This window comes from Thioalkalivibrio thiocyanoxidans ARh2, from assembly GCF_000385215.1.
GTDB classification, from domain to species: Bacteria; Pseudomonadota; Gammaproteobacteria; order Ectothiorhodospirales; family Ectothiorhodospiraceae; genus Thioalkalivibrio; species Thioalkalivibrio thiocyanoxidans.
Genome location: NZ_ARQK01000029.1, coordinates 1 through 13696, shown reverse-complemented (window position 1 = coordinate 13696; position 13696 = coordinate 1). Strand labels below are relative to the sequence as shown.

At 65.8% G+C, this 13696-nt stretch carries 21 protein-coding genes; 12 read left to right on the top strand and 9 right to left on the bottom strand.

Going from position 1 to position 13696, the window contains the following annotated elements:
- Nucleotides 1-102: 102 nt before the first annotated feature.
- From G372_RS0101640 to G372_RS0101630, 3 genes are read right to left on the bottom strand one after another with little or no spacing between them, the layout of a single operon-like run.
- Entirely contained in the window at nucleotides 103-1425 is a 1323-nt protein-coding gene (locus G372_RS0101640) for a sensor histidine kinase (protein WP_019624831.1), read from the bottom strand.
- A 40-nt stretch (nucleotides 1426-1465) separates the two neighbouring features.
- Nucleotides 1466-2182: a response regulator transcription factor gene (locus G372_RS0101635; RefSeq protein ID WP_018863093.1), complete on the bottom strand. Its 717-nt coding sequence runs from the start codon at nucleotides 2180-2182 to the stop codon at nucleotides 1466-1468.
- The gene (locus G372_RS0101630; protein WP_019624830.1) at nucleotides 2179-2505 is read right to left on the bottom strand and encodes a PepSY domain-containing protein; all 327 of its coding nucleotides are present in this window, start codon (nucleotides 2503-2505) and stop codon (nucleotides 2179-2181) included. The genes G372_RS0101635 and G372_RS0101630 overlap by 4 nt, the downstream gene beginning before the upstream one ends.
- A 96-nt stretch (nucleotides 2506-2601) precedes the next feature.
- Here G372_RS0101630 and G372_RS0101625 point away from each other — a divergent pair, with 96 nt between their 5' ends.
- Nucleotides 2602-2916 carry a DUF2288 domain-containing protein gene (locus tag G372_RS0101625; RefSeq protein ID WP_018863095.1) on the top strand — a complete coding sequence of 105 codons (315 nt, stop codon included), beginning with the start codon at nucleotides 2602-2604 and terminating at the stop codon, nucleotides 2914-2916.
- A gap of 7 nt (nucleotides 2917-2923) precedes the next feature.
- Nucleotides 2924-3316, top strand: coding sequence for a DUF3775 domain-containing protein (locus G372_RS0101620; RefSeq protein ID WP_018863096.1), 393 nt, complete (start codon nucleotides 2924-2926; stop codon nucleotides 3314-3316).
- A 33-nt stretch (nucleotides 3317-3349) separates the two neighbouring features.
- Here G372_RS0101620 and G372_RS0101615 read toward each other — a convergent pair whose 3' ends face one another.
- On the bottom strand, nucleotides 3350-3661 hold the full coding sequence (locus tag G372_RS0101615; RefSeq protein ID WP_018863097.1) for a PilZ domain-containing protein: 312 nt from the start codon (nucleotides 3659-3661) through the stop codon (nucleotides 3350-3352).
- Between the two features lie 226 nt (nucleotides 3662-3887).
- Here G372_RS0101615 and G372_RS0101610 point away from each other — a divergent pair, with 226 nt between their 5' ends.
- Together G372_RS0101610 and G372_RS0101605 are read left to right on the top strand one after the other, a co-directional pair.
- Nucleotides 3888-4202: a c-type cytochrome gene (locus tag G372_RS0101610; RefSeq protein WP_018863098.1), complete on the top strand. Its 315-nt coding sequence runs from the start codon at nucleotides 3888-3890 to the stop codon at nucleotides 4200-4202.
- A 19-nt stretch (nucleotides 4203-4221) separates the two neighbouring features.
- Entirely contained in the window at nucleotides 4222-5517 is a 1296-nt protein-coding gene (locus G372_RS0101605; protein ID WP_018863099.1) for an NAD(P)/FAD-dependent oxidoreductase, read from the top strand.
- A 78-nt stretch (nucleotides 5518-5595) separates the two neighbouring features.
- On the opposite strand, the gene G372_RS0101600 is transcribed toward G372_RS0101605, so the two are convergent.
- Nucleotides 5596-5796 (bottom strand): YdcH family protein, encoded by a 201-nt coding sequence (locus G372_RS0101600; RefSeq protein WP_018863100.1) that lies wholly within the window; start codon nucleotides 5794-5796, stop codon nucleotides 5596-5598.
- Between the two features lie 389 nt (nucleotides 5797-6185).
- Here G372_RS0101600 and G372_RS0101595 point away from each other — a divergent pair, with 389 nt between their 5' ends.
- Entirely contained in the window at nucleotides 6186-6956 is a 771-nt protein-coding gene (locus G372_RS0101595; protein ID WP_018863101.1) for an alpha/beta hydrolase, read from the top strand.
- A 104-nt stretch (nucleotides 6957-7060) separates the two neighbouring features.
- On the opposite strand, the gene G372_RS0101590 is transcribed toward G372_RS0101595, so the two are convergent.
- Nucleotides 7061-7801 (bottom strand): ferredoxin--NADP reductase, encoded by a 741-nt coding sequence (locus G372_RS0101590; RefSeq protein ID WP_018863102.1) that lies wholly within the window; start codon nucleotides 7799-7801, stop codon nucleotides 7061-7063.
- Nucleotides 7802-7950: 149 nt separating this feature from the next.
- On the opposite strand from G372_RS0101590, the gene G372_RS0101585 reads away from it, so the two are divergent.
- Both G372_RS0101585 and G372_RS0101580 read left to right on the top strand, forming a co-directional pair.
- Nucleotides 7951-8532, top strand: coding sequence for a thioredoxin family protein (locus G372_RS0101585; RefSeq protein WP_018863103.1), 582 nt, complete (start codon nucleotides 7951-7953; stop codon nucleotides 8530-8532).
- Nucleotides 8533-8641: 109 nt separating this feature from the next.
- Nucleotides 8642-9172 carry a hypothetical protein gene (locus G372_RS0101580; RefSeq protein WP_018863104.1) on the top strand — a complete coding sequence of 177 codons (531 nt, stop codon included), beginning with the start codon at nucleotides 8642-8644 and terminating at the stop codon, nucleotides 9170-9172.
- Nucleotides 9173-9266: 94 nt separating this feature from the next.
- On the opposite strand, the gene G372_RS0101575 is transcribed toward G372_RS0101580, so the two are convergent.
- Complete coding sequence (locus G372_RS0101575) at nucleotides 9267-9644, bottom strand: hypothetical protein (RefSeq protein WP_018863105.1); 378 nt, start codon at nucleotides 9642-9644, stop codon at nucleotides 9267-9269.
- A 356-nt stretch (nucleotides 9645-10000) separates the two neighbouring features.
- Between G372_RS0101575 and G372_RS0101570 the strand changes: the two genes are divergently transcribed.
- Nucleotides 10001-10207, top strand: coding sequence for a hypothetical protein (locus G372_RS0101570; protein WP_019624829.1), 207 nt, complete (start codon nucleotides 10001-10003; stop codon nucleotides 10205-10207).
- A 105-nt stretch (nucleotides 10208-10312) separates the two neighbouring features.
- Here the strand turns inward: G372_RS0101570 and nadA are convergent, their stop codons facing one another.
- On the bottom strand, nucleotides 10313-11395 hold the full coding sequence (gene nadA, locus G372_RS0101565) for a quinolinate synthase NadA (protein ID WP_018863107.1): 1083 nt from the start codon (nucleotides 11393-11395) through the stop codon (nucleotides 10313-10315).
- A 134-nt stretch (nucleotides 11396-11529) separates the two neighbouring features.
- Between nadA and G372_RS0101560 the strand changes: the two genes are divergently transcribed.
- From G372_RS0101560 to G372_RS0101545, 4 genes are all read left to right on the top strand, one after another.
- Nucleotides 11530-11961 (top strand): hypothetical protein, encoded by a 432-nt coding sequence (locus G372_RS0101560; protein WP_019624828.1) that lies wholly within the window; start codon nucleotides 11530-11532, stop codon nucleotides 11959-11961.
- Nucleotides 11958-12497 carry a protein disulfide oxidoreductase gene (locus G372_RS0101555; protein WP_019624827.1) on the top strand — a complete coding sequence of 180 codons (540 nt, stop codon included), beginning with the start codon at nucleotides 11958-11960 and terminating at the stop codon, nucleotides 12495-12497. Before G372_RS0101560 ends, G372_RS0101555 begins: the two co-directional genes overlap by 4 nt.
- A gap of 179 nt (nucleotides 12498-12676) precedes the next feature.
- On the top strand, nucleotides 12677-12922 hold the full coding sequence (locus G372_RS0101550; protein WP_019624826.1) for a type II toxin-antitoxin system Phd/YefM family antitoxin: 246 nt from the start codon (nucleotides 12677-12679) through the stop codon (nucleotides 12920-12922).
- The gene (locus G372_RS0101545; RefSeq protein WP_019624825.1) at nucleotides 12922-13302 is read left to right on the top strand and encodes a type II toxin-antitoxin system VapC family toxin; all 381 of its coding nucleotides are present in this window, start codon (nucleotides 12922-12924) and stop codon (nucleotides 13300-13302) included. The genes G372_RS0101550 and G372_RS0101545 overlap by 1 nt, the downstream gene beginning before the upstream one ends.
- A gap of 70 nt (nucleotides 13303-13372) precedes the next feature.
- Here G372_RS0101545 and G372_RS0101540 read toward each other — a convergent pair.
- Nucleotides 13373-13696: IS110 family transposase (locus G372_RS0101540; RefSeq protein WP_020008811.1), on the bottom strand; the 324-nt coding region annotated here is incomplete at its 5' end.

Here is a 13696-nt window from a genome sequence, read left to right as displayed (position 1 = left end):
ATGCGTTTCGCTGCGCTCAACACATCCTACAGCCCTTCCTGCCTGTCGTAGGATGCGTTGAGCGCAGCGAAACGCATCATCCGGCACGACAGGCCACCCCGTTTACGATGCCGGGAACACCATGCGGATGCGGGCCCCGTGCAGTTCCGGGGCCTGCTCGATATACAGCTCGCCACCGTGGTCCTGCACCAGGGCCTGGATAATGCTGAGCCCCAGCCCCTGACCGGCCTCGCCATCGCTGCGCACATCCGCTCGTTCACCCCGCTCCAGCACGCGGGCACGATCCCCCGGCGCGATCCCGGGCCCGTCATCGTCGATGGTCAGGGTCACCGCCTCCGCTGTGCACTGCGTCGAGATCCATACCCGGCTGGTCGCGTGGCGGATTGCGTTATCCAGGGTGTTGCCCAGGAGCTCGAAGATGGCACCAGGCTCCATGCGCAGGGCACAACCCGGCTCGAGGTAACTGTCCAGATCCACCCCCTGCTGGCTGGCAAGCCGCCCGAGCGCCTGACAGGTTCGTTCGATGATGGGGTTCAAAGGCTCGGGGGCCTGGAAGGGCGCGGGACCCAGGCGCTGCGCCTGGCTGAGCTGGTGCTGCACGATCGCCTGCAGCCGGTCGACCTGGCGGCGCATGTCTTCCGGGTCGGGGTTCTGGCTTTCCAGGTTGAGGCGCAGCGCGGAGATCGGGGTTTTCAGACTGTGCGCCAGGTCGGCCAGGGCATTCTGCTGGCGAGTCAAACGTGCACGCTCGAACTCGATCAGGTCGTTGATACTCCCGGTCAGGGCCTGCACTTCGGTCGGATAAGGGCCCTCCAATCGCCCATAGTCCCCGTGACGCAGCGCCTCCAGGTCACCCTGCACGCGGCGGAGCGGCCACAGCCCCCAGAACCACAGCGCCAGCCCGAGCGCGACGATCAGCGAAATCGTCATGGTCATCAGCCCCTGCCAGAGGCTGACGCGATACTGCTCGACCTGCTCCTCGAATGCCTCGCGGTCCTCCAGTATCTGAAAGGTCAGTCCGACCTGGCCGCCGTCCAGCTCCCACTGCACGGGCAGGCTGAAGGCGAAGAAGTCATCCTCCGACCAGCCACGCAGGGAGACCCCCACCGCAGAGGGGGAACGCCAGAGCGTGCGCCCGTCCGGGCCGAGGATGCGGGCGTAGAGGCCACTGGCGGGCAGTTGCAGCCGACTCTCGGGCAGCATCTCGGGGACGCGTACCTCGTTGCGCCCGACGACCTCGACCAGCCCCATCAGCAGCAGTACCTGGGCCTCTAGGCGAGTCTCGACGGCATCTGCCGCGTTGTCGCGAAAAGCCGCCTCCAACACCCAGGCCGTGAGCAGGGAAAACACCAGTACGGTGACCCCAGCGACCAGCGCCAGGCGCAGGGTCAGGCTGCTGCGGATTTGGCGCAGAGGGCGTCTCATGGGGTTCCGAACACGGGACTGGCGTGGACCGTGCGCAATATCAGGCGCCGCGGGTGGAACCAGACGACGTCTCGGTATCCGCCTCGCGGGCGAAGCGGTAGCCCCGACCGCGCAGGGTCTCGATCAGCCCGAGGCTGCCGTCCGGATCGAGTTTGCGGCGCAGGCGCCCGATCAGTACCTCGATCACGTTGCTCTCGCGGTCCTCGTCATGCTCGTAGAGATAGTCCGCCAGCGTCTCCTTGCTGAGCACCCGCCCGGGCTGGCGCACCAGCGTCAGCAGCAGGCGGTACTCGAAGGTGGTGAGGGAAACCAGCTCGCCATGGAGGCGGACGTCATCGGTGGCCGTGTCGATCACCAGCGGCCCGAATTCCAGCCGTTCCCGGCCGGCCTGCAGGCTGCGCCGCGCCAGGGCGCGCAGGCGCGCCACCAGCTCCTGGATGTGGAAGGGCTTGGTCAGGTAGTCGTCGGCCCCGGCCTCGAGCCCCTCGACCTTGTCCTGCCAGCGGTCGCGTGCCGTAAGAATCAGGATGGGCAGTTGCGGCTTCACCTCGCGGGCCTTGCGAATGACGTCGAGGCCATCCATGCCGGGCAGCCCCAGGTCCACCACCGCGATGTCGCAGTGGTACTCGGTCAGCAGGTAAAGGCCGGTGTCGCCGTCCGAGGCGGTATCCACACGGCAGCCGTTGTTCTCCATCTCCTCGGCGATCTGGCTGCGCAGAGCCAGATCGTCCTCGATCACCACCACGCGCAGATTCATGGGTCGAGCTCCGCCCCCTCCTCGATCTTGATCGTTCGCACCTGCTGGTTGTCGGTCAGGATACGCACGATAAACACGCGATTCCCGTACTCGGTCAAATCTTCGCGTGCGGAAAGGACCCGGCCCGGGTAGTTGGCCTCGACGCGTGACACCGCCTCGTCCAGTGTCCAGACGGCCGCACGCGGGTCTTCGGTGATGAACTGGGCCTGAGCCGCGAAAGGCACCATCAGGGCCGCCAGCAGAAGCCCGAGCACACCCGCGCCGCCGATGATTCGGCGTCTCCGGCCACCGCCTTTGGCAACGGTCTCCGGTCCGGGGCGCATAGCGGTAGTCTCCGTGATGGTGTGGGCGAACAAACTCTTGCAGCTACAAGGCTATAGGCCTAGCCTGAACGTTATCTGAAACTGGATGTTCCCGTCATGACTCAAGCCCCTGCCTCCTCCGAACCCGAGGTACCCCTGGAGGAAGAAGCCGGACCCCTGCGCTGGGACGAACTGATGCCGCATTTCGCCCGTGGCGTGGTGATTCGCGTGGCCCCCGAGCTGGACCTGATCGAGGTGGCGCGCGCATTTCGCGACGATGCCACGCATCAGGTCAGCGAATGGCTGGCCAGTGATCAGGTCGCACGCGCGACGGATGACGACGCGCGGCGCTGGGCGGCGAACAACCCCGTCTTTACCGCCATCGTCGCCGCCCCCTGGGTACTCGCCCAGGAGCGCAGCACGGCGCACTGACCCGGCCATGGCCTCCCCCCTGGGCATCGAGGACGACACCCTGGCCCGCCTGATCCAGGCGGCGCGGGAGTTCCACGCCAAGGAGGAGGTCGTGTTCCCCGACTCGAACCCCGACACCTCGGACGATGACTGGGCCATGCAGGTCCTGGCGGATCACGCCGGTGACCTGACGCTGCGCGAGCTGGAAGGCACCCTGAGCGGGCTCGGACCGGAATACCAGGCGGAGTTGCAGGCGCTCAGTGCGCTAGGGCGTGGCGACTACGAGGCCGAAGAATGGGAAAGCGCGCTGGAGGATGCCCGCGACGACTGGAGCCCGGACACGGCCCATCGCCTGATTGCCAATCCGATGATTGCGGACGAATGGGAGGCCGGCCTGGAACAGATGCAGGCCGCCGAGTAGGGAACCGTTGCCCCCGCCCGACGGGAGAAGCAATCACGTCCCCAGTGCGGAGGGGTCGAACTGTACTGCGACCCCGTCTTCCATCACACGGACGATCCGGGCCCGTACCCGTGGCGGCTCGCCACCATCCCCGAGCAGACCGAATACCTGCAGCATGAGCTCATCGTCCGGGTTCAACTCCTTCAGGAGGCTGATCCCGGACTGCCCCCGATCCTCCCAGGCCAGAAAAGCCCCGCCACCGGAGATATCATTCGTCGTAAGTCTGACCTGGCTCCCGTCACGGCATTCCGCCACCACCTCGACGGTCATCGGGATGCGCGGATGGCGCCGACGTTCCCCTGTCATGGCCTGTCTCCTGCTGCAGATGCCTTCTCAAGGCATCGAAAAGATAGATAGGTTGTGCTATATCCCACACAATGATCGTTCCATCACACGATCAGGTGCAACTCCAGGCCAACGAACCTGGAAGTACGGCCCAGCCCGGCAAATGCACCGGGTGCGAGGAGTCAGGCAGTACGCAGAAGACTGTCGCCTACCAGAAAGCCACTTTGAGACGGAGGAGTCCGTTACCATGAAGCAATCACGTTTGTTCGTGGCGGGGCTTGTGGCCTCGCTGGCGATGGTTGGTACCACATCCCAGGCAATCGCCGACAATGACGAAATCACCCGTGGCCAGTTGATGGCCGCTTCCTGCAAGGCCTGCCACAACGCCGCTGGCGCCGAGAAGGGCGTGCCCGATCTGGGCCGAATCTCGCCAGAGGTCATCCAGAGCCAGATGCGCGCATTCCGCGATGGCGACCGTGACGCGACCATCATGGATCGTCACGCCAAGGGCTACACGGACGAAGAGATCGAAGCGATGTCGGTCTACTTCGCGCGCTTCTGATCACGGGGGGATTACAACAATGCACAATTTTACTCGACGCCACTTCCTGAAGGCCTTCGGGATTACCAGTGCAGCTGCACTGACCGGTATCGGTTGCGCACCGCACGCAGCCCGCAACGGGGCCAAGGCCCATGTGGTCGTGGTCGGGGGAGGCTCCGGCGGGGCCACCGCGGCACGCTACCTCAAGCAGTTCTCGCCGGACATGATGGTCACGCTGGTCGAACCCAATGCCACCTACGTCACCTGCTACGGCAGTAACTGGGTGATCGGCGGGTTCGAGAGCATGGATTCGATCACGCACGGCTACCACAACCTGCGCGACCGCGACGGCATCGACGTGATCGAGGACAAGGTCGTCGGCGTGGACGCTGACAACCGCACCGTGCGCCTCGAAAGCGGCGACAGCCTGCAGTACGACAAGCTGGTCATGTCCCCGGGGATCGACTTCAAGTACGACGACATGCCCGGCATTGAAGAGGCCGACGCGGAAAAGATCCCGCACGCCTGGAAGGCTGGCGAGCAGACCGAGATGCTGCGCTCGCAGCTGCTGGAGATGCCGAACGGCGGCGTGTTCGTGATGGTCGCCCCGCCGAACCCGTTCCGCTGCCCGCCGGGGCCGTACGAGCGCGTCTCGCTGATCGCGCATTACCTGAAGGAGCACAAACCGCGCTCCAAGATCATCGTGCTCGACGCCAAGGACAACTTCTCCAAGCAGGGCCTGTTCGAAGAAGGCTGGGAGATGCACTACGGCGACATGATCGAGTGGCGTGCTGCATCGGATGGTGGCCTGGTCGAGGAAATCGACGTCGGCGAGATGACCGCCCGGGCCGACGCCGGCTTCGAGCGTGTCCGCGCGGACGTGATGAACTTCATCCCGGCACAGCGTGCTGGCCAGATCGCCCACGACGTCGGCCTGACCAACGACGAAGGCTGGGTCCCGGTGGACCAGCGGACCTTCAAGTCGGAGATGGACGACAACATCTACGTGCTGGGGGATGCCAGCGTGGCGGGCGCCATGCCGAAGTCCGGCCACTCGGCCAACAACCAGGGCAAGATCGTCGCCGCGGCGATCGTGCGCGAGTTGATGGACCAGGAGCCGATCGATCCCTCCTCGGCCAACACCTGCTACAGCCTGATCACCCCGGAACACGGGATCAGCGTGGCGGCCGTGTACAAGTACCAGGATGGGGCACAGGCTGGCGTCGAAGGGGCCGGCGGTGTCAGCCCCTCGGGCGAGACCTCGAGCTTCCGCGAGCGTGAGGCCGCGTTCACCCGGGCCTGGTACGCCGGGATCACCCAGGATATCTGGGGCTAGACCCGCTTACGGCTGCAAAGCAGCAAACGATGGACGGAAACGGCGCCTGCGGGCGCCGTTTTCTTTTTCGGCGATGAGTCAGGCGTTCAGGTCGGGGATCAGGCGACTGCGCAGCCGCTGGATGGCGTCTCTCAGCTGGAGCTTGCGCTTTTTTAGCCGCTGGATCGCGAAGGCATCCGGCGCAGGCTGCTCGTGCATCACCGCGATCGCGGAATCCAGCGCCCGATGCTCGGACTCAAGCTCCGCCAGTCGTGCACGAATCTGACTCTCCGTCTCCAACAGCCCCTCCTTAAGGAAACACTGATTAATGTACGCGCTCGCGCTCGAGTCGCTTTTGCGCGCGAACAAGGCGCGGTGACTGCCGTGCAGTCATTCTGCACAAGGGAGCCGCAACGCCGTTCCCGCGCCCGTTTTCGATAACAACGGGCGGCCGAGCCCCTGCTTTCAATGGCTTGTGGGGTTGGCACCCCAGGTTCCCCGATCCGGCGTTGCGGCCCTTGCCGGTAGAACCACTACCGGCTGCGCACCGCGCCTTGTCTCGGAAAACCTGGGGTACCAACGCGAGCGTGTACATTAGTCAGTGTTTCCTTAATTGTTTGTGCGGGTCACGAGATACATTCAGCTCGCGTATCATCGCAGACCCACCCCGCCCGGACCATCCCGCGCCCATGGCCATCCGCAACACCAGCCTGCCCATCGACACCCCGCGTGGCATCCAGCTGAACGGCGTTCTGGTAGAGCCCAGCGAAGGCCCGCTACTGGGCCAGGCCTGCATTGCACACTGCTTCGCCTGTTCCAAGGACTTTCCCGCGACCGTGCGCCTGGCGCGCGCCCTGGCGGAGGAGGGGATCGCCACGCTGCGCTTCGACTTCGCCGGGCTGGGCGACTCCGACGGACGCTTTCGCGACAGCACGCTCGACACCTATTGCGAGGACCTGAACGCGGCGCTGGACGCATTGCAGCAGGCAACCGGCGAGCCCACTGACCTCCTGATCGGTCACAGCTTCGGCGGGGCCATGGCCATCCATGTCGGCAGCCAGCGCGAAGAACTGGGCGGCATTGTCACCATCGCCGCCCCCAGCCGGCCCGGCCATGTCGCGCATCTGTTCGGTGACATCGCTGCGACCATCCAGCGCGAAGGCTTCGCGCGCGTCAATATCGGCGGCCGCCCGGTCGAGATCGGGCAGCCCTTCCTGGACTCGATCGAAGAACCGACACTGGACGGCGCGCTGGAGCGCATGACGCAGCCGCTACTGCTGCTGCATGCCCCCGGAGACACCGTGGTCAGCGTCGATCATGCCCGCAAGATCTTCCAGCAGGCCCACCACCCCAAGAGCTTTGTCGCCCTGCACCAGACCGACCACCTGCTCTCGCGCCCCGAGCACACCCGCTATGTCGCCGGACTGATCCACGCCTGGGCCGCCAACCTGCTGGATTAACCCCGGCGCACGCCACAACTTGTAGGAGGCCAGCCCCCTGGCCGATGGGTTTTACCGGCGTCCAATCGGCCAGAGGGCTGGCCTCCTACACCATGGGCGAGGCTCTACCAGTAGTTCTCGGTGGTGATCTGCCCCGGCTTGCGGCGGCGGTTCTTCTCCAGCCCGCGCTCGCGGAGGATGGCGGCGGTATCCTTCACCATTGCCGGGTTGCCGCACAGCATCAACTGCGAGTGCTCCGGCGCGATCTTGAGGCCGGCGTGATGCTCCAGGCGACCCTCGGCAATCGCGGCCGGGATACGGCCCTCGAGCCCGCCCGGGCAGGGTTCGCGGCTGACGAACGGGATGTACTGGAACTGTTTCGGGTCGCGCTCCTGGAACTGCCGGATCGTGTCCTGGTAGGTCAGTTCCTCCGCCTTGCGCACGGCGTGGATTAGTCGGATGTTCTCGAAACGCTGCCACGGCGTGTCGGTCTTCAGCATCGACAGGAAGGGCCCCAGCGCGGTACCGGTGGACAGCAGCCACAGGTCACGGCTGTCGGGCAGCTCGTCCAGCGTGAAGAACCCTGTGGCGCGCGGCATCAGCTCCACCGTGTCGCCGGGCTCCAGCTGCACCAGCCGGTTCGACAAGGGGCCCTCGGGCACTGTGATCAGGTAGAAGTCCAGCGGGGTCTCGTCCGGGGCATTCACATAGGAATAAGGGCGCGCGACTGGCTCGCCGTCAATCTCCAGGCGCAGCCGATTGAACTGCCCGGCCTTGAACGGCTCCACATCTGCCTCTACCCGCAGCGAGAAGAGGCGGTCCGTCCATTGTTTGCGCTCCTGCACGGTCCCCGTGACCCAGCCCATATTCCCGACTCCATGACTCAAGTATTATCCAGACTGGCGCCGCGTCCGGATGGTTTCAAGCTGTCCTTCAGGCGATGCGGATTAATCCGCCCCGCCCCAATCCGTATAATTGGCGCCCGAATCCCCCATCACAGGTTAACGGAGCAACCATGGCCCGCACCCCCTCGCAGATGATTGAACTGGGCACCGAGGCCCCGAACTTTTCCCTGCCGGACGTCGTCTCCGGCGACACCATCAGCCTCGACAGTTTTCCCGACGCGAAAGGCTACATGATCGCCTTTATCTGCAATCACTGCCCGTTCGTGCAACTGATCCGCCACGAGTTCGCGCGCTACGGCCGCGAATACTCGGACAAGGGCATTGCGGTGATCGCAATCAACTCCAACGACATCCAGGCGGTACCGGACGACGCCCCGGACAAGATGCGCGACGACGCCCGCCGCTTCGGCTACAAGTTCCCCTACTGCCTGGACGAGGACCAGTCCGTAGCCAAGGCCTACCACGCGGCCTGCACCCCGGACCTCTACCTGTTCGACGCCGACCGCAAGCTGTTCTATCGCGGCCAGTTCGACGAGACCCGCCCCGGCTCCGACACCCCGGTCACCGGGCGTGACCTGCGCGCCGCCAGCGATGCCCTGCTGGCGGGCCAGCCCGCCCCCGACCCGCAGCACCCAAGCCTCGGCTGCAACATCAAGTGGCGCCCAGGCAACGAACCGGACTATTACGGCTGACGCACCCACCGGGGCGGGCCGGCCGAAGCGACCATACGGGAGCGGGCTTGCCCGCGCGGCGGGCGCGCCCGCCGTATACTGAACGCACACCCCGAACCATGGCCACCGCATGCCGCCCAGCAACGTGATCGACGGCCCGCGGGTCGCCACCTGGCGCTGTCCCTCCTGCCAGGAGGCGGTCCCGCGCCTGCTGCCCAATGGCGAGAGCAACCGCATCCCGATCCCGCCAGCGCGCATGGCACTGCCGGACAACACCGTACGCCAGGCCTGCGAACGCGTGCAGGGACTGCGTGCACCGGAGATCTGCTTTGCCTGCGGCCAGGCCTACCAGGAGCTGCTCGGCACGCTGGTACGCCCGCCGGCCGAGCTGGGCGACGCCCGTGGCGAGCCCGGGCTTAATGACACCGGCATCATCGGGGCCCTGCTGCCGATCGCCGACCAGGGCACACAGATCCTGATCTTCAACGTGGTCAGCGAAGAGCTGCGCTGCACCGAGATCGAGCGCCTGGCCACCTTCAACCCCGACCGCCTGACCTACCCCGGTTCGCGCGGCGCGATCGCGCCGCGCATCTGGGCCCTCTACGAGGACCACCTGGCCCAGCTGCACGCCCGGGCGCCCGTCCCGTACCACCCCGAATAGCACTTGTCATCGCGAGGCGCGCAGCGCCGTGGCGATCTTTCGGGGCACCCCCGGGCGCTCACATCAACGCGGCGTCTCGACAACACGCGATCCGTTACGCGTGACCGCCTTCCCCGTCATCGTCCCCGGCAGCATCCACACGCGCCAGCATGCGCATACCACCCACCATGCAGCGCAGCGCCTCCAGGGTCTGCAAGTCGAAATCGGCCCCGGTCTCGCCGGGCAGCTGCCAGTACTTCGGCCGGCAGTTCGCGGGACGATGTGCCGGCATGGCGCGGGCCGCAGCCGTGTCGACCGCCACCAGCAGATCGGCCCAGGCCAGATCGGCGTCCGTCACCTCGGCCATCGCGCGCGCCGGGCGCACCTCGATCCAGTCCTCGAACTCGGCCGCCGCGGCCAGCTCTGCCACGCGCGCAGCGCGTCCATCCGGCCGTTCCGCCGCCACCAGCAGGCGCGCACGGCGCTTATACATCTCCACTCCCCAGGGAAACACTGATCAATGTACACGCTCGCGCTCGAGTCGCTTTTGCGTGCGAACAAGGCGCGGTGACCGCCGTGCAGTCATTCTGCACAAGGGAACCGCAACGCCGTGCGCGCACAAAAGCGGCCGAGCCCCTTCGGGGTTGGTACCCCAGGTTCCCCGATCCGGCGTTGCGCCGCTTGCGGGTAGAACCACTACCCGCTGCACGGCGCGCCTTGTCTCGGAAAACCTGGGGTGCCAACGCGAGTGTGTACATTAATCAGTGTTTCCCTAGCAGGTGCTTTTGAATGGCACCGCAGGCCACCGTCAGGCTATAAGCCAATTGATCGAAACGGAGAACGGACGCCATGCCCCACCTCGACTGGTCGCAGTACCCGACAAATGAACTCAAGCTCGTCTACAGCACGCTGCACGCGCAGCTGACGCTGGCCCCCGAGCTGATGGATTCTGAACTGATGGCCGACCTGCAGACCCACCTGCAAAAGGCCGCCAAGGCCGACGGCGTGGATGTCTCCACCCACTCCCAGTGGGCCGCCTGGCTGAACGACCGCTAACTACCCACCCCATCGTGGGAGCCTGCTTGCAGGCGAATGCCACTGCCAGAGTCGGACGCGGGCAGGGGCTTCGCCTGCAAGCAGGCTCCTACAGGGGCGGCCTTGTCAGGCGTCGCCTTCGGTGGCCTTGCGGTGTTCGGCGGCGAAGTCGAGCATGCGCTGCGTGGCCACCAGGGCCTTCTGACGCGCGGTCTCGTCGACGAAGATCTCGTTCTTCGCCGGTTCCGCCGTGTCTTCCAGCGTCTCGGCCAGCGAGACCAGGTCGTTCATCGCCATCCACGGGCAGTGGGCGCAGCTGGTACAGGTGGCGCTGTGGCCGCCGGTGGGGGCCTCGATCAGGGTCTTGCCCGGGGCCGCCTGCTGCATCTTGTAGAAGATGCCCTTGTCCGTGGCAACGATGAATTCCTGCTCCGGGCGGTTCTTGACCGCCGCGATCAGCTGGCTGGTGGAGCCCACCACGTCGGCCTGGTGGATGACCTCGCGCGGGGACTCCGGATGCACCAGCACCGCTGCGCCGGGATGGCGGCCGCGCAGATCCTCCAGCGCCCAGGAGCGGAATTCGTCGTGCACCACGCAGGAGCCGTCCCACAGCACCATGTCGGCACCGGTGGTGCGGCGGATATAGTCGCCCAGGTGCTTGTCCGGGGCCCACAGGACCTTCTTGCCCTGGTCGCGCAGATGCTCGACCAGCGGCACCGCGATGCTGGAGGTGACGACGTAGTCGGCCTGTGCCTTTACGTCCACCGAGGTGTTGGAGTACACGACCACGGTGTGGTCCGGATACTGGGCGCGGAATTTCGCGAACTCGTCGGCCGGACAGCCGAGGTCCAGCGAACACTCGGCCTCCAGCGTCGGCATCAGCACGCGCTTTTCGGGGCTCAGGATCTTGGCCGTCTCGCCCATGAAGCGCACCCCGGCCACCACCAGCGTCTCGGCCGGATGTTCCTTGCCGAAGCGGGCCATCTCCAGCGAATCGGACACGCAGCCGCCGGTCTCGTCTGCCAGACGCTGGAGGGACTCGTCCACGTAGTAGTGCGCCACCAGCACCGCGTTGCGCTCGATCAGCAGGCGCTTGATGCGACGCACCAGCTCGTCGCGCTGGGCATCGGTCAACGCATGCAGCGAGGCCGTCACGTGATCCGTGCGCGGAACCTGGAAGATCGGAATTTCGGCCACCGGTGCAGTCATGGGTCCTCTCACCCCGGCATACGGGGTAGATTATCGTTAGCTAATAGTACGACACGCTCGCGGGCGCTGTCGTTCCTACACATTGTGGGGGCGTCCCCGCGCATCCCAACCCGGGCGCCTATAATGCGCCGGCCATGACCGATCTGAAGCAGCAATACAAGGCGATGACCTTCGAGGAGCGCATGGACCTCGCCCTGTCCGCGAACCTCGAGGCACACTGGCGACCGCTGCTGGTGCGCGACCAGCACGCCCAGGTGAAGGCCTACTTCTCCCGCCGCATGGACCTCACACCCCAGGAGGTCGCCCTGCTGCTGGCCGACCCCAACCAGACCGTGCGCCTGAACTGCGCCAAGCGGCCCGATCTGACACCGGAACAGGTCGAGGCCTGCGTGAACGACCGCGACCCGAACCTGCGCTACTTCGTCGCGCGCAATCCACTGCTGACAGACGCCCAGCGGGAACAACTGATGGATGACGAGGACGAACTGGTGCGCATCGCGGTGCGGAAGGGCCCGAAAAAACGTGGGACCCGCGCCCGCCCCGGACAGGCCGAGATGATCCGTTGACCGAGACCCGCCCCGACAAACCGAAACGCCCGAAGCCTTCCCGGCGCCGCCGCGCCCTGAGCTGGGGCATCCAGATCGGGATCGCGCTGGTGATCTTCCTGGCCGTGCGTGCCTGGATGGCGCGCGACATGGTCGAGGGTCCGGCGCCCGCGTTCGAGGCACAACTGCTGGACGGCACGCCCGTGACGCTCGCCGACTACGCGGACGAGCCCATGCTGCTGCACTTCTGGGCCAGCTGGTGCCCGATCTGCCGCCTGGAGGAAGGCGAGATCGTGCGCCTGTCGCAGAGCCATCCGGTCCTGACGGTGGCCATGCAGTCCGGCACGCCGGAAGAGGTACTCGAGCACCTGAACGAACGCGAGCGCGAACTGGCCGTGGTCAACGACCCAAAGGGCCGGCTCGCTTCGCAATACAACGTCCGCGGCGTACCCGCGACCTTCATCATCAACCCCGACGGCGAGATCGTCTTCCGCAAGCAGGGCTACGCCCCGCCCCTGGAGTTGCGCCTGCGCCTCTGGCTCGCCCGCTGGCTGTAGCCCCCGACCGCTCAGCACGGTGCAGTTCGCTGCGCTCAGTGCACCCTGCGCTTCGCACCCCAACCGCAGGATGCGTTGAGCGCAGCGAAACGCATCAAAACTCCTTCGCCGGCCCCCCGCGCTTCTTGCCCTGCAGCGCAAGGACGTTACACTTATAAGTGTAACCAATGGAGGCCACTATGGAAGCCACCACCAAAGACATGCGTCTGCACAGCCGCGAACTGCTCGCCGCCGTGGACCGGGGCGAGGAGATCGAGATTACCTATCGAGGCCGTCTGCGTGCACGACTGGTCCCCTACCGAGCCCCCGACAAAACGGCGAAGGCGAAACCCGCCCGTAATCCGCTGTTCGGACTCTGGCGCGATCAAACCGACTCGGTTGACGAACACGTCCGCCGGATCCGGCAACTCAGGGAGTTTGATTGATGCTGGTGGACACGGATGTCCTGATCTGGAACCTGCGCGGGAACCCCAAAGCCGCCGAATGGCTCGACGGCTCTCCGGGATTCACGGTGTCTGCCGTGACGTACATGGAACTCGTCCAGGGCCTGCGGGACCAGTCCGAATTCCGCGCGCTCCGCCAGGCCATGCAGTACTGGGAGGCACGTATCCAGCCCCTGACCGAGGGCATCTCGAATCGGGCCACGTTCCTCGTCGAGACCTATACCCTTAGCCACAACATGCAGATGGCCGACGCCCTGATCGCGGCGACCGCCACACAGCTCGGCCTGCCTCTGGCCACCGCCAACGACCGACACTATCGCCATATCGAGGGACTCGAGATACATCTGTTCCGACCGCAATAACGGATCGGTGCAGTTCGCTGCGCTCAGTGCACCCTACGCTTCACACCCCAACCGTAGATACCGTCTTGCCCTATGAGGGGCAAGGCGTGTCATTTCGGGGTTGATACGGGGTTTGCGACTTGAGGACGCCGAAGGCGATGTGCAGGAGCTTGCGCATGGCTGCCCCGATGGCAGCCATCTTGGCCTTGCCCCGCCTCAGGAGACGGTGGTACTGGTGCCGTACGTCCGGGTTGTGGCGGGTGGCCACGACGGCGGCCATGTAGAGCGTTTTGCGCAGCCGCCCCGAGCCGGCCTTCGCCAGCCGCGGGGGTCGCTGGACCGAGGTCCCGGACTCCTGCAGGACCGGTACCAGCCCATGGAACGCCGCCGCCTGCCGAGCACTCGTGAACGCACG